General features: G+C 43.1%; 14 protein-coding genes. 9 read left to right on the forward strand and 5 right to left on the reverse strand.

From position 1 onward, the window contains the following. Window positions 1-90 precede the first annotated feature (90 nt). Together ACFQZT_RS17620 and ACFQZT_RS17625 are read right to left on the reverse strand one after the other, a co-directional pair. Entirely contained in the window at window positions 91-1122 is a 1032-nt protein-coding gene (locus ACFQZT_RS17620) for a YqhG family protein (protein ID WP_379302140.1), read from the reverse strand. Beyond that, window positions 1119-2909: a DEAD/DEAH box helicase gene (locus tag ACFQZT_RS17625; protein ID WP_379302142.1), complete on the reverse strand. Its 1791-nt coding sequence runs from the start codon at window positions 2907-2909 to the stop codon at window positions 1119-1121. The genes ACFQZT_RS17620 and ACFQZT_RS17625 overlap by 4 nt, the downstream gene beginning before the upstream one ends. A gap of 309 nt (window positions 2910-3218) precedes the next feature. Between ACFQZT_RS17625 and ACFQZT_RS17630 the strand changes: the two genes are divergently transcribed. Beyond that, the gene (locus ACFQZT_RS17630) at window positions 3219-4058 is read left to right on the forward strand and encodes a lipoate--protein ligase family protein (protein ID WP_379302144.1); all 840 of its coding nucleotides are present in this window, start codon (window positions 3219-3221) and stop codon (window positions 4056-4058) included. A gap of 533 nt (window positions 4059-4591) precedes the next feature. On the opposite strand, the gene dat is transcribed toward ACFQZT_RS17630, so the two are convergent. After that, on the reverse strand, window positions 4592-5422 hold the full coding sequence (dat, locus tag ACFQZT_RS17635; protein WP_379302146.1) for a D-amino-acid transaminase: 831 nt from the start codon (window positions 5420-5422) through the stop codon (window positions 4592-4594). Between the two features lie 409 nt (window positions 5423-5831). Here dat and ACFQZT_RS17640 point away from each other — a divergent pair, with 409 nt between their 5' ends. Beyond that, complete coding sequence (locus ACFQZT_RS17640; protein WP_379302224.1) at window positions 5832-8483, forward strand: adenosylcobalamin-dependent ribonucleoside-diphosphate reductase; 2652 nt, start codon at window positions 5832-5834, stop codon at window positions 8481-8483. A 150-nt stretch (window positions 8484-8633) separates the two neighbouring features. Here ACFQZT_RS17640 and ACFQZT_RS17645 read toward each other — a convergent pair whose 3' ends face one another. Then, window positions 8634-9257, reverse strand: coding sequence for a restriction endonuclease (locus ACFQZT_RS17645; RefSeq protein ID WP_379302148.1), 624 nt, complete (start codon window positions 9255-9257; stop codon window positions 8634-8636). A 78-nt stretch (window positions 9258-9335) separates the two neighbouring features. Between ACFQZT_RS17645 and ACFQZT_RS17650 the strand changes: the two genes are divergently transcribed. From ACFQZT_RS17650 to ACFQZT_RS17665, 4 genes are all read left to right on the forward strand, one after another. Next, window positions 9336-10949 carry a HEAT repeat domain-containing protein gene (locus ACFQZT_RS17650; RefSeq protein ID WP_379302150.1) on the forward strand — a complete coding sequence of 538 codons (1614 nt, stop codon included), beginning with the start codon at window positions 9336-9338 and terminating at the stop codon, window positions 10947-10949. A gap of 35 nt (window positions 10950-10984) precedes the next feature. Continuing rightward, window positions 10985-11989: a hypothetical protein gene (locus tag ACFQZT_RS17655; protein ID WP_379302152.1), complete on the forward strand. Its 1005-nt coding sequence runs from the start codon at window positions 10985-10987 to the stop codon at window positions 11987-11989. A gap of 159 nt (window positions 11990-12148) precedes the next feature. Then, window positions 12149-13576, forward strand: a complete 1428-nt coding sequence (locus tag ACFQZT_RS17660) for a leucine-rich repeat domain-containing protein (RefSeq protein ID WP_379302154.1) — start codon at window positions 12149-12151, stop codon at window positions 13574-13576. Window positions 13577-13635: 59 nt separating this feature from the next. Further along, window positions 13636-14043: a copper amine oxidase N-terminal domain-containing protein gene (locus tag ACFQZT_RS17665; protein ID WP_379302156.1), complete on the forward strand. Its 408-nt coding sequence runs from the start codon at window positions 13636-13638 to the stop codon at window positions 14041-14043. Between the two features lie 1035 nt (window positions 14044-15078). On the opposite strand, the gene ACFQZT_RS17670 is transcribed toward ACFQZT_RS17665, so the two are convergent. Next, on the reverse strand, window positions 15079-15585 hold the full coding sequence (locus tag ACFQZT_RS17670) for a GrpB family protein (RefSeq protein ID WP_379302158.1): 507 nt from the start codon (window positions 15583-15585) through the stop codon (window positions 15079-15081). A 287-nt stretch (window positions 15586-15872) separates the two neighbouring features. Between ACFQZT_RS17670 and ACFQZT_RS17675 the strand changes: the two genes are divergently transcribed. The 3 genes from ACFQZT_RS17675 to ACFQZT_RS17685 all read left to right on the forward strand — a co-directional run bounded on the left by ACFQZT_RS17675 (window position 15873) and on the right by ACFQZT_RS17685 (window position 18821). Continuing rightward, window positions 15873-17000, forward strand: coding sequence for an ROK family transcriptional regulator (locus ACFQZT_RS17675; RefSeq protein WP_379302160.1), 1128 nt, complete (start codon window positions 15873-15875; stop codon window positions 16998-17000). A 163-nt stretch (window positions 17001-17163) separates the two neighbouring features. Continuing rightward, window positions 17164-18096, forward strand: coding sequence for an ROK family protein (locus ACFQZT_RS17680; protein ID WP_379302162.1), 933 nt, complete (start codon window positions 17164-17166; stop codon window positions 18094-18096). Next, window positions 18093-18821: a glucosamine-6-phosphate deaminase gene (locus ACFQZT_RS17685; RefSeq protein ID WP_379302164.1), complete on the forward strand. Its 729-nt coding sequence runs from the start codon at window positions 18093-18095 to the stop codon at window positions 18819-18821. The genes ACFQZT_RS17680 and ACFQZT_RS17685 overlap by 4 nt, the downstream gene beginning before the upstream one ends. Window positions 18822-18858: the final 37 nt, after the last annotated feature.

The raw sequence follows: 18858 nt of genomic DNA on the forward strand, positions 1-18858 counted from the left end.
CTCATTTGTATGTTCCAATTGTAATTCTTATGCATTAAAAAGAATGTTAGAACCTGTAACGGCATATTTGCGAAGTTTTAGCGACTCGCGTCAGTTTCTGGTCGGTCTGCCCGAGTTCAGGTGGAACAGTCCGCAATTGATGACAGAAACCACGATTCGTGGCTTATACTGCCAGTCTATCTCCTGCAGCCTATTGCGGCACTGGGCTTCGACTTCATCCCTTTTGTCAGGTTCGACACTAAGCAGAAGCCCGTTATAATAGGCTTCGACACGATTAATTTCACTTCGGTGCTGCTCATTGGCTTCATCCGCCCAGCTGTGGTTATAAGCGCTGATTTTGCGCTCTAATGTCATTTCAAGGGCGTTGACGGCTTTGGGCAGCGAGATCATGTCCGGCAGGATATGGCTGTTTGCCGGCAGCTTGGGAGATAAACTTTTGGTCAACAGATGTTTATGAAAATGCTCTCGAATCTCGCCATTATTCAGTTGAATGGCAAGCGAGTGAATCTCGCTGCGCTTGCGGTCGCAGGCTAGCTCAACCTTGTAGTTGACACAGAACCAGGTGTCATATACGAGCGTATGGTGCATGGATACGCACATTGGGAACGGTTCTTCGAACAAATGAACGAACCTGCCCCGTGTGCGGACGATGCCAAAGATTTGTTCCAGCCGGCGACTGCCGAACGTGACTTCATCTTGCGGGACACGAGCCGTGACCGTTGTCGGAACAAAACCGAAATAACGCCCAAGAATACTATCCGAGCTGCTGTCCTGGGCTTGAGGTTGAAGTTGTGGTTGAGGCGGTTGGCCCATTACAGCTACAGCATTTGTGCCTATTCCTGAACTGCCAGTTGGCGTTGAAGGTTTGACGGCTGTTGCCGAAGCCTTTGGCTTTGCTTCCGCTTTCATTTGCTCAGGATCGAAAATAAACTTGTAGGTCATCGTCTCCGGAGCCGCGCCCGTACGTTCAACGAAGCTCCAATAGTAGGGCCTGCCGGTCATCTCCTTATCCGCTTCGGGGGAGAGTCTGGCGGTCACATATGCGGGTGTTTTCTCAAGAATTGTACAGTTAAAAGCCTCAAGGAAGCGCATGACAAAGGTATGGATGTTTCGTTTATTCATGGCCTTACCTCGACACTTTGCCCGCCGCCTACGGCATCGAGCATGGATCGGAAGGCTGCGCCTTGAGGTGGTTCATGGGCAACTTCCGCTTGAATTTCCGAGAAGACATGGCCAATTTCGTCAAGCTTCCTGCGAATGTCCTCATGCGAGCCGGATTCCATCACCATGCGGAATAAGGAAGACTCGAGTGAGCCTTTTTTCTCGATCCGCTCCAGAATCGTATCTAGCTCTCCAATGACCATTTCGAACATATTGATTTTTTCGTGCAGCAGCGACAAAATATGTTCCTCAATCGTATTGGTCGTGGACAGGTTATAAATATTCACATCATGCGTTTGCCCGAGTCTATGAACCCGCCCAATTCGTTGTTCCACGCGCATCGGATTCCACGGCAAATCGAAATTGATCATATTGTGGCAAAATTGCAGGTTAATGCCTTCGCCTCCGGCTTCTGTAGCAACGAGCACCTGTGCGCGATTACGGAATAAATCCATCATCCAGTCTTTTTTTCCCCGATTCATGCCGCCGCGATAAGGTACTGCGCTGATTTTGCGTTCCTTCAAGTAATTCAGCAAATACTCCTGAGAAGCGCGATATTCAGTGAAAATAATGACTTTTTCATTAATTTCCTGCACAAGCTGCATCGTTTTCTCCGCTTTGGTATTTGCTTTAATACCGCGGATGAGTTCAACAAGCTCCCAAATCTTGGCGCGCATGGGGGAGTCCTCTGCGGTCTTTTTGAACAAATTCACAAGTGTAATGAATACTGCATCCCTTGAACTGCATACTTCGCGCTGAAGCGTGATCAAAGACAGCATGCTCGTCAGATCGCCAGGCGTTTCCTGGTAACGTGTGCGTACGAAATTCGTCACGCCGTCGTATAGGGCTTGCTCATCCGGGGAGAGCGTAAGCGGGATATTTTTGACGATACGTTTGGTGTAATGAACGCCGCCGTCTCCGCGCCGATTGCGTATCATCACTTTGGAGAGCTCCTGCTGGAGCATGACTTCGTTTTTAGGCGTCCGTTTACCGACTACATAGTTCGTTTTGAAGCTGCTTTGGATGCCTAATTGACCCGGTTTCAGCAAGGTGATGAGATTATAAAGCTCTTTCAAATCGTTCTGGATCGGCGTTGCCGTGAGCAGCAGGCAATATTTTTTGCGCAACTCGTTGACGAACGTGTAGTTGGTCGTTTTCTTGTTCTTCAGCTTATGCGCCTCATCGACGATCAACATATCGTATTCCAAACCCATCACGATATCACGATGCGGGTCCCGCTTTGCTGTGTCCATCGACGCAACGATGACGTCGCTTTGCTCCCACATATATGCTTTTTTCTGAGCGACTGCGGGAATGCCGAACTTCGTGTTAAGCTCTCTTACCCATTGGAGCACGAGGGAAGCGGGAACAAGAATGAGCGTTTTGCGGACGAGGCCGCGGACCATGTATTCTTTTAAAATGAGCCCGGCTTCGATGGTTTTCCCGAGTCCAACCTCATCGGCTAAAATGGCGCGACCGCGCAGCTCATTCAGCACGCGTTTGGCCGTTTCAAGCTGGTGAGGCATCGGCTCAAGCTGCCCGAGATGGACGAGACACTGCATTTCGTCAAAGCTCGCGATAAGCCCTGACTCTTCGGATTCGTAAGCAAGCTGGTATAGCGTCCAGTCATCCCAAGGACCGCCTCCGCGCACGCGATGATCCAGCTCGGTAAACCATTCCCGGTCAAAATGCATATGAAGGTGATGATGAATGGGGCGAATGTTTTCTTGCTGTTCATGGTGTCGCATGATGAGCCTCCTTAGAGCTTTCCGTAAGGAAAGCTGGCATCGTAAGCATTAACTGAGTTTTGCGGAGCAAAACTGACTTCGTAAGCATTAACTGAGTTTTGCGGAGCAAAACTGACCTGGTAAGCATGAGCTGAGCGTCTGAATACGTGTTAGTATATCCATTATGGAGGCTTTCATAACTTTTCCATGCATCGGCGCTTCCCATGCTGTCATTTGATTTACGGCGCGTGCCGACTTCGTCAGTAACCGCTATTTTATGTTATGATATAGCTTGGCTTTAGTTAGGATGAGGAAAGGGTGCTGCGGACGATGGAGACATGGAGATTTATACATACAGGAGACCGTTCTCCTGCTGAAAATATGGCAATCGATGAAGCGATACTTACAGCGCATAGTGAAGGTTTGGTTCCGCCAACCGTGCGCTTCTATGGATGGAATCCGGCGACGTTGTCGATAGGTTATTTTCAAAAGGCGCAGGAAGTAGACCAGGAAGCGGTGGCTAGTGAGGGTATCGGATTCGTTAGACGTCCGACGGGAGGCAGAGCTGTGCTGCACGACAAAGAGCTGACGTATAGCATTATCGTAGCCGAAAATTACCCGGGCATTCCTCGTAATGTAACGGAAGCCTATCGTGTGCTGAGCGAAGGGCTGCTGCAAGGTTTTCGCGCGCTTGGGCTTGGCGCTGAGATGGTGCAGCTCGCGAGCGATGAGGAGAAAGAAAAGTACGCCTCCGCAGGCTCGGCCGCTTGTTTCGATTCTCCTTCGTGGTACGAGCTTGTAGTCGAAGGGCGCAAAGTGGCCGGCAGCGCGCAGGTGCGCCAGAAAGACGTCGTACTGCAGCACGGTTCGATTTTGCTCGATATGGACACGGATCAGTTGTTTCGTATGCTTCGATTCTCCAATGAGAAGGTGGCGGAACGGATGAAGTCGAGCTTCCTGAAAAAAGCGGTAGCCATTAACGAATTGCTGCGTGCTCAGGGGAAGGAAGAGGTTTCTTTAAAGCAGGTGGAGGAAGCGTTTAGGCGCGAAATCGCTAACGGGCTTGGCGTGGAGTTCGTGGAGGCGGAGCTTTCGCCTTATGAAGTTGAACTTACGGAACGGCTCGTTCAGGAGAAGTATGGTACGGATGTGTGGAATTTACGCAGGTAGGGTAGCTCATACGGGTGAGAACGATAAAAAAAGGTTGATCAGAAGCGATTCTGACCAACTTTTTTTTATCACGTGTAATATTTTGAGGTCATGGAAGTAGCTCCGTCATTACGTATATGTTAGGTTAAGAGTAAAGAGACAAATAGACAGGATTGCTGAGATGTTGTACATGAAGCAGCATTGCTAAAAATCCCCTAGGTTCTAGTCACCATGAAAGCTACAAAGGGTACAACAACAAACAGCAAGTGCACTGCTGCAGAGGTGTTTTTCATCGTTACAGTGGGGGAAAGGAAATGAAGTCGTGTCTCTAACGATGTTTTGAATGCTTACAGACTAGAAAATAAGCAGCTTTGTACGCTGAACGTAGCTGGAAAGATGTTTAATATCGTAATAGACATGGGGAGATGTTGGAATCGTATCTCTAACGATATTATTCATCTTTCCAGACGAGAAGATGGGGGATTGGCAAAGACAAGTTCGTTCCCAAACGTACGGCTATAGACAAGGACCTGGCCGTCGGCCAGGTCCTTATCTCATACTGCGAAAGTATGTTCAAATTCAATTTGCAGCTTGCGTGTAATTGGACCCGGTTCGCCTGATCCGACAGGGGTTCCATCAACTCCAATGACCGGTGTGACTTCGACTGTCGTGCCTGTTATGAAGGCTTCATCTGCTTGTTGCAACTGTTGGAGAGTGAAAGGCTCTTCTTTTACTTCGATTTGTAAGGATCTAGCTAAACGGAGGACGACCGCGCGTGTGATCCCATGCAGGATCAAGTTGTTGGCCGGATGCGTGTATAACACATGATCTTTGATCATCATGAAATTGGAGGCACTGCATTCGGTTACCGTCCCGCCTCGGTGCAAAACGACCTCTTGCACGCCATGATCGAGAGCAGCCTGCTTGGCCATCACATTAGGCAGCAGGTTAAGCGTCTTGAGATCGCATCTGAGCCAGCGAATATCCTCGAATGTGATCGCTTGGATGCCGCCTTGGATCGTAGCGAGCGGCCTTTTCACTTCCGTGCAGTAAGCCAGCATGACAGGCTTTGCCCCGGCAGGAAATGGATGGGCGCGCGGCGCCTCGCCTCTCGTGATTTGCATGTAAATCGTACCTTCAACTGTTCCGTTATCCTGAACCAGCTTTGTTAAAATATTTCCTATTTCCTGAGTGGTAAAAGGCAAGTCGATGCGAACTTCGCTTGCGCTTTTTTGCAGGCGTTGCATATGGGCTTCTTGTTCATAAATTCGGCCATTGTATACGCGAAACACTTCATAGATGCCGTCTCCGAAATAATAGCCTCGATCGTCCGGCGAGAGATACAGGTCCTTTTTGTCAATAAATTCATCTTTATAAAAATACATAACGAACACCTCCGAAAACAAATCATCAAAAATAACGAACAAACGTTCTAAAAATATCTGTTTTGTGTTATACTATATATAGGGTATCAGAGGAATTGAGGATCGTCAAAACGTGCGAATCCAGATGTCTTGTGACTCGAAATATACTCCAAATATTGTCGATCGTTGTCGAAATAAATCATAATGATCCTCTTGAGAAAGAGAGCAATTCGAAGAAAATCATAGATATCTAGAAATAAGCTTGTCTTATTCGGTCAAATTGGTCTGTCATCCATTCGATGCACAACATATGGTGATGTATAATGAAACTCGCACACCATATATTGTGATTTTACATAATCTTCATGTACAGACACTTGTATAGATGCAGCTGAATTTGAAGCCTATTGGGAGGGTGTTGTTGTTGGAAATGATGCAGGAAAAGAAGCGATTAGAAGGACTCAGCGAAAAGATTTTTTTGGATCGGTATGCACTGAAAAATGCGGATACGAGCCATGCGAAAGTTGGCGATACCGTTCTTGTCCTGACGAAGGATGATCCCAAGTTCCCAGCTAAAGAAGTAGGCGAAATTATTAGCCGTCAAGGCGACATCGTTAAGGTTCGAACACGCAGTGGTGAAACTGTTGAATCCTCAGTTGAAAAACTTACGTTGAACATAGAGAAAACACCTGAAGAAATGTGGGACCGCCTCGCCGGAGCTATGGCTTCCGTTGAAGCCACACCAGAGAAAAGAAAAGAATGGACCGAAAAGTTTCGGTATATTCTCGATGATTGGAAGCTCGTTCCAGGCGGACGTATCGCTGCAGGAGCTGATGCGAGCGACGAGTTAACCTTGTTTAACTGTTACGTCATTCCTTCTCCGCATGATAGTCGTGGCGGCATTATGAGCACACTAAGCGAAATGACAGAGATTATGTCTCGTGGCGGTGGCGTTGGCATTAACTTGTCTTCGCTTCGTCCTCGCCGTTCCGTTGTGAAGGGTGTTAACGGATCTTCAAGCGGTGCCGTATCATGGGGCGGGTTGTTCAGCTATACGACAGGTTTGATTGAACAAGGCGGCAGCCGTCGAGGCGCGCTTATGCTGATGATCAATGACTGGCATCCGGATCTCTTGGATTTCATTACGGTGAAATCTACTATGGGGCAAATTACGAATGCGAACCTGTCTGTATGCGTCAGCAACGGCTTCATGAAGGCCGTTAAAGAAGATCTGGATTGGGAGCTTGTATTCCCGGATACGACAGATCCAGACTATAACGACAAATGGGATGGAAACCTTGACGCCTGGAAAAAGCTTGGCAAAACCGTTAAGCCATACCGAACCGTCCGCGCGCGCGATGTTTGGCATACGATTATTGAATCTGCATGGAAATCCGCAGAGCCTGGTGTTGTTTTCATGGAATACTACAATCAAATGTCTAACAGCTGGTACTTTAATCCAATTATTTGTACCAATCCATGCGGCGAACAAGGGCTCCCTGCTTGGGGCGTATGTAACTTGTCGGCCATTAACCTTTCTAAGTTCTATGATGCGGAGAAGCACGATGTAGATTGGGCGGATTTGGCCAAAGTCGTTCGTTATTCCACACGTTTTCTCGATAACGTTATTGATAAGACACCGTACCATTTTGAAGAAAACCGTCTCAATCAGCAAGCTGAGCGCCGAGTAGGACTTGGTTCCATGGGGTTGGCGGAGTTAATGATCAAGCTGAAAATTCGTTACGGAAGCCCGGAATCGCTGGAGTTCCTGGATAAAATCTACGGTTTTATGGCCAAAGAAGCTTATCTGGCGTCCGCTGAAATTGCAGCCGAGAAGGGCTCGTTCAAAGAATTTATTGCAGATAAATTTTTGCAAAGCGGTTTTATGAAAAATATGACGAAAGTATATCCGGAGGTTGGCGCAGCGATTCAGAAGAACGGTATGCGTAATGTAACAGTCATTACCCAAGCGCCAACGGGGAGCACGGGTACAATGGTAGGAACTTCCACCGGTATTGAGCCTTATTTTGCATTCGAATATTATCGTCAAAGCCGGCTCGGTTTCGATAAGCAATACGTACCGATCGCACAAGAGTGGAAAGATCAGCACCCGGATCAAGACCTGCCGGATTACTTCGTAACGGCCATGTCTTTGACTGCGGAAGATCATATCCGTGCGCAAGCTGCGATCCAAACGTGGGTGGACAGCTCGATTTCCAAGACAGCTAACTGTCCTTCCGATTTTACCGTTGAAGAAACAAAACGACTATATGAGTTGGCATTTGACCTTGGTTGTAAAGGCGTAACCATTTATCGTGACGGCAGTCGTGATGTGCAGGTATTGAGCACAAGCGCAGGCGATGATAAGAAAGAAGCGAAGAAAGAAGAGAGTGCACCGGCAACGGTCGCCGCTACTTCGGCTCAGGTTGCGAACGAGGAAGAGGACAGTATCTCTGCATTATCGGGCAAGCTGGCTGTTAATGTGGATGCAAAAACGGAGCAGGTACTCGACAAGCAGTACAAACGCCGTCCGCAAATTCTCCGCGGCGCTACGTATAAAGTGAATACGCCTTTTGGAATGGCGTACATTACCATTAACGACATGAATGGCTCTCCAAGCGAGATCTTCTTGAATGTGGGTAAAGCAGGTTCCGATGTCTTCGCGATGTCCGAAGCGCTAGGCCGCGTCTGCTCCTTGTTCCTGCGTTATGGTGATCACGGAGATAAAGTGAAACTGCTCGTGAAGCATCTCAAAGGCATTGGCGGTTCCGGCGCCATTGGCTTCGGCAACAATCGCGTTGAGTCGATCGCAGACGCAGTGGCCAAAGCGCTCGAGCAGCACGACGAAGTGATGAACGAGCAAGATGACGCGCGGAACTACGTGACCGCGACGAGCGAGGTGCTGGATGCACCAGCACCATCGGCTGCGCCTAGCAGCCATGCCGGCGGCGGCCACAGTCATAGTACGAGCGCGTCTGCGCCTACGTCAAAGGACCTGTGCCCGTCATGCGGATCCGCCTCGCTGATCAACAGCGAGGGCTGCAAAAATTGTGCCAACTGCGGTTATAGCAGGTGTTCGTAAGAGTGAGCCAGGGGCGGTGCCCCTGGCTCTTTTTTTTGTGAGTTGTAACTTGTCCATCGGCAGCCTCTATTTTTTGGGAAAATTATATTTTGCTTCTCTTTCTTTTTTTCTTTTTCTTATCTTTTTTTTTGTAATTTTTTCTGTTTTTTACTACACAAGTGCTGGTTTCATACCGCTATTAGTAGTTGAATCATCTAGCGTTCTTCCTTGCTTTTGTAAGTAAAGCGACCAATAATGGACAAGTTGAATACCGTCAACTAATTCTACTCCTACTTCCTTAGCATACTTTTGTGCGTTTGAAGTAAAGCTGCTCGTGGTGATAACTATGCCACCTTTGGCATTCTGTTTTACCATTTGAGAATGAATAATGGCAATAGGGTCAAATGGAACATCATCTTTAAAGCATTTAACTTGAACAAGAAATAAACCATTATTCCGCTGATGTTCGATATCTACCCCATAATCACCAGAACCTTGAGTAACAAAAGTTTTCCCACCATGTAAACCCTCTAGAATATCGGCTACAAAATATTCAAATTCATAAGGATTATTTTTTATAAAGTTACTCGAGAGACTTTGATTGCCCGGCACCTCTTCTTTCTTAAAACGATAATACAATCCCATAGCCAAAGTTTTATACATTTGATGATTCGTATCCAATAATTTAGTGGATAGTGAACGAAGAGATTCAAGTTCCTGTTCTTTCAAATTGTACTTGAACATCCCAACACCTAAGAGGATAATTGTAACAACAGCGAAAAAAATGATTATCATTCTATATATTTCCCTCCTTTTCTTATCAGTTATTTCCATTTGCGAGTTGTATTAGTCATTTTGAGGGAGGTAAAAAGTTTGATGGGATTATCTCAGACAACTCAAGACAGTATTGATAATATTTATAAATCCCATTCATTATGGGAGTCGATTACTAATAACAAAGAAGAAAAGTTAAGGCAGATTAGATTGATCGGACAATCGGTAGAAATTGCTGCAGTCCCACATCTAATCCCCTTATTGTTAGAGCGTAATACTGATTTGAGAAGCACAGCTGTGAATGCTGTGGAGTCTTTATTAAGGACTTGTCAGCTAGAGGATTTGGTTAGATTGGATGAATATATAAGAGATTTCTCGCCTTATTTTCCGAATTCTAGACTAGAAGCATGGAATAAAATGAAGATTAGTGATTTCAAGAAAGTGATGAAGGACCGAGTGCTCGTTTATCTATGTAGTTTCCATCCTAATGGGTATATCCGGGAAAAAGCGGTTGAAGAGCTTTCGCAAATAAAAGATGGTCAAGAGCTCCCTTATCTATTAATCAGATTAAATGATTGGGTTGAGACAATAAGAACACAAGCGCGAATGGCTGTTAATGTGCGTATTAATTCTGAGTATGCTTCCGTGTTTATAAATAACCTCCCGCTTGTGCTTCGGCTTAGAACTCGTAACCGGGTTAGTCATCATCACATCGTTGAATCGGTGTTTGGACTACTTAACCTAGAAGAATCTTTCCAAGCTGTAATGGATGGACTAGAATCAAGTACTTTTATAACAAAACGAATGTGTTATCAAATAGCCTTGGGATATCAGAACTCGCAGCTGCAGCTCATTCTTAATAAAGCTCTGAAACAATCGGAACCGATCATTAGAGTAATGGCTTGCAGAGTCATTTGTGACAGTAAGTTATTATTTCCAAGTTATTTCAACTGCTTAATCAATGATCGATATGCGCCAATCAGGAGAATCACACTAACCACTTTAGCAGAAAAAAATCAGATAGACGCCATTCCTGAACTAAAGAAGTCCCTTGTTGATCCCCATATTTCTGTTAGGGAAGTGTCCAGATTCTATCTTAATTCAGTAACAGAGATTGATTTTGCGAATCACTACTTGGATTATTTATGGGGCGATAATACGAAGAGTCTAGCTACAGCATTAATTGCTCTGGGTGAAGTAGGGGGTCCTGAGCATGTGGAAATTCTGGCAGAGTATGCGATTCATGTAGATATGAAAATAAAACGAGCAGCTCTTAGGGGATTATCTTTATTAAACTGCGAGCAGTTTCTTGAACTTTTTTATATCGCTCTGCAAAGTGATAACAACGGTTTATCATTTGAAGGATATCGAGGATTGCGTAAGAAAGCACACCTTATCGATTCCAACCGTTTGTTTAATGTGATTCTTAAATCACCTGAAATACATGTCACCAAATATGTCGTACGATTGTTCGCGGCTTTAAATAAATGGGATCAGTTGCGTTGTTTATTAAACGCTCTTCAGATGATGAATGAGGATAACATTCGAGTCGAAATTAAAGCTCAACTAAGAAAGTGGATCTCGTCTTTTAATCGTAGTGTTCAAGCCAAACCAAGTTCTTTCAATGTTGAGGAAGTAAATAAGTTGTTAGATCGATTTCAACAAGATTTGGGTGAAAAAGTAGTCAAAAATATTAAGTTCATGTTACGTTAAAATTTTAAAATAGCATACAAAAGGTGGGATTGCCTATGGGACAAAGAGCTAATTTAGTCATTGTAAAGCAAGATGGCTACGATCTTTATTACAATCATTGGTGTGCAAATACGCTACCTAGTGATTTATTTTGGGGTCCAGAACATGCAATTGCATTTATCCAGGCTCAAACAAAAGTTGAACAAACAGATTGGTTAGATGATATATGGGCCGAGGGCGGAGCTGTCATTGACGAAGCTAAAAAATTACTCTTATTTTACGGCGGCGAAGATGTGCAATCCAATATCCCATTTAGAAGGCTCTTCTTAGAATTAATACAAAAGGTTTGGGGAGATTGGGAAATCCAATGGGCACATGAAGGCATCGTTGATCTTGCGGAATATGTGGGAGTTCCTAAAGAAAAAGTGCTTGCTGGTAAAGATGATGATTTGATTAACGCAGACCTAGAACCCCCAGAAGAAAAGGAATGGGTTGATACGATTGCTAGTATCAGATTTGAAGATGAAGATATACTAATTTTTCCCCTTTACGGAGGAATTGAAGGTTGTTTGCTTCATGGAGCTGAGCTTATAAGAAACTGTAATAAATCTTTTGGTTACAAACAATTTAAAATTGATGAATGGACAACTGATTTCCCATCATCTGGTTTCCATATTGATGCAATCAATAAGCGAATTGTCTTATGGCATGCAGATGTATTTTCAAATATCATGCAAAGACTTAAAGAAAAATGGCCTGGTTGGGAGTTACATGAACATAACGATCAGTTTGAAATGCATGCTCAAATAACGGCTAGCGCCTTACAATTTCCAGAAGTAGATTCTACAAAAATACTGTCAGAAATAAAATCTTCGCTTCTTCGAGCGACGGTTAATCCTCTAAACACTTTGTCTTCGTTGGTAAAGAGATTGCAGCAAGATGGCAAAGACGTTAAAGTCAGCCCAAGCGCTTACTTGCATGGAAATTACAACATTCCAGAAATTACCCGTGAAGAGATTGTTCGATATGCTTTTTCTATGTTCGAGAATAGTAAAAAATGAAAAAGGCAAGTAGTTGTAATAGTCGTCCGAAACCAGAGTACTTATATGCATATTCAGTTAAAAGTCTAATATATTTTTTTCTAACGAATTCTGCAACAACAAAAACGGAGTCACGTGGGTTTGCAGGCTCCGCTTTCCAATTAATTAGGAGGTTTTTTTGTGAGAAGGTTTTCTTTTTTGAGTATTGTAATACTTAGTTTCATTTTCGCTGCTCTTATTTTTCCTTTTACTGCTGTTGCAGATGTAAGTAATGTTGTAACTATTGAGGATCATGCGCTTGAAAAAGTTATACGTAAACAATTGAACAAAGACAATTCTCCTATAACACAAGCTGACATGGATAAATTGGTTACTTTAGGACCAACTGCTTGGCAAGGGATTACTAATTTAAATGGCTTGGAGCATGCGACAAATTTAAGGAATTTATTCTTGGCTGTAAATGAAATTAAAGATATTAGTCCAATCGTGGGCTTGAAGAATCTTAGAGTATTAACTCTTAGATACAATAAATTGAGTAATATGGAATTATTGGGGGAAATGAAACAACTAGAACATTTGGATTTAGCTGCGAGCAATATTACTGATATTAGTTTCCTTAAAGGAGTTTCGCAACTAAAAGAATTAAATTTAAGTGATAATCTGATTTCTGATATTACACCGCTAAAAGATTTCAAACAATTAGAACATTTTACTGCCTATCATAATCAAATTAGCGATATTTCCCCATTGTCGGAACTTCATTCATTAAAATTTATTGACCTTAAGGAGAATCAGATAGAAGATATAAGTTCATTAAGTAGTCTGCTCAATTTGGGCTACTTGGGTGTTCAAGATAATTTGATAAAAGATATTAACTCATTAAATGGGCTCATTAATCTAGGTGGCTTAGAATTATCAAATAATCCGATTGCAGATTTAAGTGTATTAAAACAACTCACAAATCTTGCGAATCTTAATGTAGGATCACTCCATTTAAAAGATATTAGTTTTCTTGAGAATCTGACTAATCTTTATAGGCTCGATCTTGATAATAACCAAATCTCTGATATTCATGTACTTCTAAAGCTTAAGAAACTCCGAAATCTGATTATATCAAATAATGAGATCTCGGACCTTTCACCACTAACTAGTTCAGATGTATTAGATTCACTTTACCTAGAGAATAACAATATTACAGATATCACACCACTGAGCTATTTGAAACAATTACGGTTTCTAAAACTTAGTCATAACCCTATTATAAATTTGGATCCATTAGCTAAAATGCCTAAGTTAAACTCACTTTATTTAGATCATAATGGGATTAATTCACTTGATTTTCTTGGAAGGCTTGCTCAACTTTCATTACTCTCGTTAAATGATAATCTGATTAGCAATCTCAATGGGATTGAAAGTCAAACTAAATTATCTTCATTAGAACTACGAAATAATCGTATTACTGATTTAATGCCATTAGAAAAAGTGAATAAATTGCAATCACTTTATTTGGATGGAAATGGTATCTCCAATATATCAGTTTTGTCCTCACAAACGGATCTGAGAAGGATATCTCTTAATAATAATGATTTATCGGAATTTCAACTTTAGAAAGTCAAAATCAACTTTGGGAAATATATTTAGCTAATAATCCTATCAGTGAAGATTCTTTGAATTGGTTAAAAGTTAGACAAGAGAAGGGGGTGGTTACTTCTTATGGTGATCACATATTTGTAGAGATAGATGGTAAAATTCAAAAATATCCGGCTGAAGAAGATCCTCAAAATATTAAAGGTTCAATATATGTTCCTATGAGGAAAATATTCGAGGCATTACATGCAAAAATAACATGGGAGAATGATACTCGTTCGATTATTGCAGCTAAATCAGATTTGTCATTAAAACTTCGGGTAGGTTCTAATGAAGTTGAAATTAATGGAGAGGTAAAGGAATTAGATACAGAAGTTCAAATAATCAACGGAAGTACATTTGTCCCTATTAGACTTGTCAGTGAAGCATTAGGCGCTAAGGTCAAATGGAATGCCTCAAACAAGACAGTCGTAATTACAGCCAATTAATAACAATATTGAAGGAATGATTTGGATTAAATAATGCTTTGTATAATTATGCATGCGTGGAATTATTTTTAAATATTTTTTTCTAACGAATTCTGCAACAAACACTCATTTTCGCCGCGGACTAGTTAAAATTCTAACGAATTCTGAAACAACAAAAACGGAGCACCGCGGTTTTGCGGGCTCCGTTTTCTAATTAATTATGGAATATCACACTTCCTTCCTTCTTTGTGTGGTGTCATAAATATTGAGAAATTTTTTCAAATTAGTGAGAAAAAAGTTCCAAAATAAATGAGAAATGCATAATAATGCACCGTTATACATTGGTTTGTGCCCTAGACAATCTGCCGAGATACTTGAAGCGAATTTTGCCTGTCAAGTGGACCAATAGGATAATCGTCATCGACGATCTATGAAGTGTTAGTGTTAATAAAAGTTGTAGATGGTTCATAAATAGTTGTAGATTTTGTTTCGACTTTTAAAATCAACTTGCATATAACCCTGAAAAAGAGGTGAAGAAAAAGTGAAATGGGTAACCGTATTGGGGATAACATTGCTTGTTACAGTGATCACTCTATTGGAATGGCCCAAATTCGATCATCTCCGTAAGGAGAAAATGGCTTTTGCCGCGCTTTTCATGATAGGGTATGTTCTGGCCGTTTTGATTGTTTTTTATCCTCAGCTTCCAGGCCCGACTCAAATGTTCACAGCGATATTTAAACCTTTTGCAAAAATGTTGGAAAGATAAGTTCAGAAAATGATTGAATCAATAAATGAGCACTCAACAATCAACAAATACAAATTATTTCGTAATCTAACAGTATCCAAACAGGGAAGAGGGGGAAAGACAATCGATTTTTCCGTGCTTCCGGAGAAGGGGACGACTTCGGAGATGATGTACCTGACGGGCTTCGGCGATCAAAGCAAGTTATCGGATTGAAAACAGCTCCCTGGGCATGGGAATGAAAGTGGAATGGGATGGGGCACTCGGAGGTCGGATCGAAACCGTACGGCATGGTCGACGCGGTTCTGTTTATCCTATCTTTTCTTTGCTTGTTCAAGTAAATTGTATACGAAATCGGCTTTTTCATCCGAATAAGAGAGTAATGTAGTATATCCTTTATTTATGGATTTGAGCTTTTTTTCAGAGTAATGTTTGGCTACATCTGGATTATCTCTTAAATAATTTCTTATGAGTAGATTATTTACCCATTGCTCACCGTTCCAAATAACGATAGCAAGATTAAAGGCATATTCTTGCCGTTTCCGAAAGTATAATCTCCCCACACCAATTTCTCCGAATCCTTCATAACCCAGTTCTATTAAATTGTTAGTGACAGAGCTATTCAACTCAAGCGTTTTTATGCCAATCATGATATCAATAATCGGTTTTGCAATCATTCCTTGTACAGAGGTGCTGCCGAAATGCTGTATATCGATAACCTCTTCTCCGAAGGCATTCAAAAGATTTGCCTTTTCGCTTTGAAATAAAGTATTCCAATTTTTATCGTAAGGAACCACACTTATATTTTCATCAATTCCCATCCAATATTTCACCCACTTTTTTAGTAAATTGTAGCACAAATCAAATTGAAAACAGTAATGCGTTAGTTGGATATGGTTGATCCCTTTTTTCACGTACCTATCTTGTTTGAAAAAGAGACAGCTGAGATAGATGAAGGCATTTTTTGCTCTTTTGCCGAATTCTCATTTGTAGGTGGAAATGTTGACGATTCCCTCCCGCTTGGATTAAATTAAACTAACGAAGGTTTGTTTTTCTATCAAACAAATTATGAGAGATGATCGAGACTATTTGCGGGGAGCAGCAGAACGTGAAAAAGAGGAATCTGGAGTACTTAAAACAAATTAACCGAGAGCTCGTGCTTGAGACGATTCGCACGGATCAACCGATCAGCCGCGCAAAGGTGGCGCAGAAGTTGAACTTTAGCCGCTCGACAGTTTCGGCCATAGTCGATGAATTGATTGCAAAGAAGTTTGTCGTGGAAACAGGTCTGAGTTCTTCGACGCGAGAGGGCGGCCGTAGGGCTATCGAGCTCAGCTTCAATCCGCAGTCCGGCTTCGGTATAGGTGTGGAGCTGATGGAGAGCGGTATGCGCTTATGCATTACTGATTTGGACGGTAATGTTGTATGGAATGACCTCTGGGAAGAGGGGATTGAATTTCAGAAGATTCACGACTGCATTCTGCAGAGCTTGGAGAAAGCAGCAGTGTCTATGGAACGGGTCATCGCGGTCGGTTTTTGTATCCCTGGTTTGACGAATAGTAAGGAAGGCATTATCGTAGATGCGCCGGCGTTAAATTGGAAAAATGTGAAGTTCGTCGAGGAGATGACACGGCGGCTGGGCAAGCCTGTTTACATGAACAATGATGTGAATTGTGCAGCATTAAGTGAGCGCTGGGTAGGTGGGGCCAAGGATTTGGACGACTTCATCTACATTTATATCGGACTGGGCTCAGGTGTTGGCAGTGCGATCGTGGCGAACGGGAGCTTGGTGCTCGGGAAGCATTTTATGGCAGGAGAGATCGCTTATCTGGCTCTGGAAGAGGATGTGTCGGACAAGCCTCTGAACGAAATAGGCCAGTTCGGTATTTTTGAGAAAAAGGTTTCGGGCAAGGCGCTGGCGGCAAGCGAGAAATCGGTGCATGCACTTTTTAAAAGCTATGAAAAAGGAGATAAGCAGGCCATAGCCACGGTAGACCGTTTTATTAAGCATTTGTCCATCGGGATTGCAAATATGGTCAGTCTGCTGAATCCGGAGAAGGTTATTATTGGTGGAGAAGTATCCGCCTATTTGATCCCAGTGCTGGAAAAAATACAAGCGAGGGTAGAAAAGATTACGCCGATTCAAACGATCGTGGAGACCGCCGTTATGGGTGCGGAAGCAGGTGTTCTTGGCGTCATCGCGTATGCGTTCGATCAAGAAAAAGATTTAATATGAAAAGAGAGCTCGCCGAGTGGCGGGCTTTTTTAGTTTGTTCGATGATTGACATAACTAAAAATTTGCGTTATAGTTGTTTTAGTTAGTACGTACTAAGAACAAACTAACCGAAATAAATCTATCATTGCAACTGACAGCAGTGGGGGTGACATCAGAGGGATCTATGATGAAGAATAATGAAATACAGTCACAAAATGAGCGAATTTATGGTGTTGGAGTCGACATTGGCGGAACGAAGATGATCACTGTCATTGTAGATCATGAAGGACATGTGATTTATCAGAAAAAAGTAAGCACTTCCGGAGATTTTGAAGCGATTTCGATCCAAATTACGGAATGTTTGCAAGCTTCTGATGTAACGATGGATCAAGTGGCTGCGATCGGGTTCGGTGTTCCTGGGATTACAGACAGCAAAGAGGGAACGGTCATTGAAGCTCCGGCTTTCAAATGGGATCACATGCCATTCAAAAAAGAAATTCGGAAATTTTTAGATAAACCGATATTTGTGAATAACGATGTGAACTGTGCAGCTTTAGGAGAACGCTGGGTCGGCACGGCAAAGAGTCTGGAAGATTTTGTCGTGATTACGCTTGGAACGGGCGTGGGTAGTGCGATTGTGGCTAACGGCTCTCTGATCCAAGGCAGCGGTTATATGGCTGGTGAATTGGCCTATCTGGTGATGGATAAAGATGTTCTCGATAATAAAGAGAACGCTTTCGGTGAATTTGGGTTGTATGAGAACAAGATTTCTGGCGTAGCGCTATCCCAGCACGGTTATTTAGCTCATGAGCTGTTTGAGATGTATACACGTGGCGAACAAAATGCGGTCGCGGTCATTCAGGAATTTGTCACCAATTTGTCGATGGGGATTGCCAACATGGTTAGTTTGCTCAATCCGCAAAAAGTCATTATTGGTGGCGGCGTTTCCCGTTCGCTCCCTGTGTGTTTGGATCTGATCCGTTCCACGGTGGCGAGTCTGACGCCAATCCCGACCACAATCGAGTTGACTGCACTTGGCGAGGAAGCGGGAGCCGTGGGCGCTGCAGCGTTTGCTTTTGAACAATTGGGCACAATTAAAAGGGGGCTTGTATCATGAAAACATACGTAAATCGCGACTATGAAGAGATGTCCCGGCAGGCTGCTGAGCTCATCATTCAAAGTATCAATAATAAACCGAATTCACTCGTATGCTTAGCAGCAGGCAACACGCCACTTGGCACATTCGCCTTTCTGGTGGAAGCATGGCGTCGAGGTAAAGTGAATTTTGATCAATGTCATTTCATTAGTTTGGATGAATGGGTGGGTTTGGGCAGCGCGGATGAGGGCAGCTGCCGGCAAACGCTTGATGAACATTTCTTCAAGCTATGCGGTATTCAAGAAGAGAACATTCATTTCTTCAACGGCAAGAGCGACGATCTGCAAGCGGAATGCTCAAAGATGGATGCACGCATTCAGGCTCACGCAGCCATTGATGTATTGCTGTTAGGAGTTGGTATGAACGGCCATCTGGGCTTTAATGAGCCGAACATCAGCTTTGATATGTACACGCATGTGATTGATTTGGATGCAATTACGAAGCAGGTTTCCGCCAAATATTTCACGGAGCAGCGCGATGTGCAAAAGGGAATAACGCTCGGTATCAAGCATCTGATGGAAGCCGAAATCGTTATTGTCGTCGCGGATGGCGCGAAAAAAGCGGATATTATGCGCAAAGCGCTGAGCTATGAAATCACGAATGAAATTCCCGTTACGGTTCTACAAGGGCATCCGAATTTGCACGTTTGCCTGGACGAAGCTGCAGCAAGTTTTATCAAAGCGTAATTTGGAATAGCCGATACTGGAAGCGTTTCAATTTCAA

The sequence above is a fragment of the Paenibacillus sp. GCM10027628 genome, assembly GCF_042676385.1.
GTDB lineage: Bacteria > Bacillota > Bacilli > Paenibacillales > NBRC-103111 > Paenibacillus_E.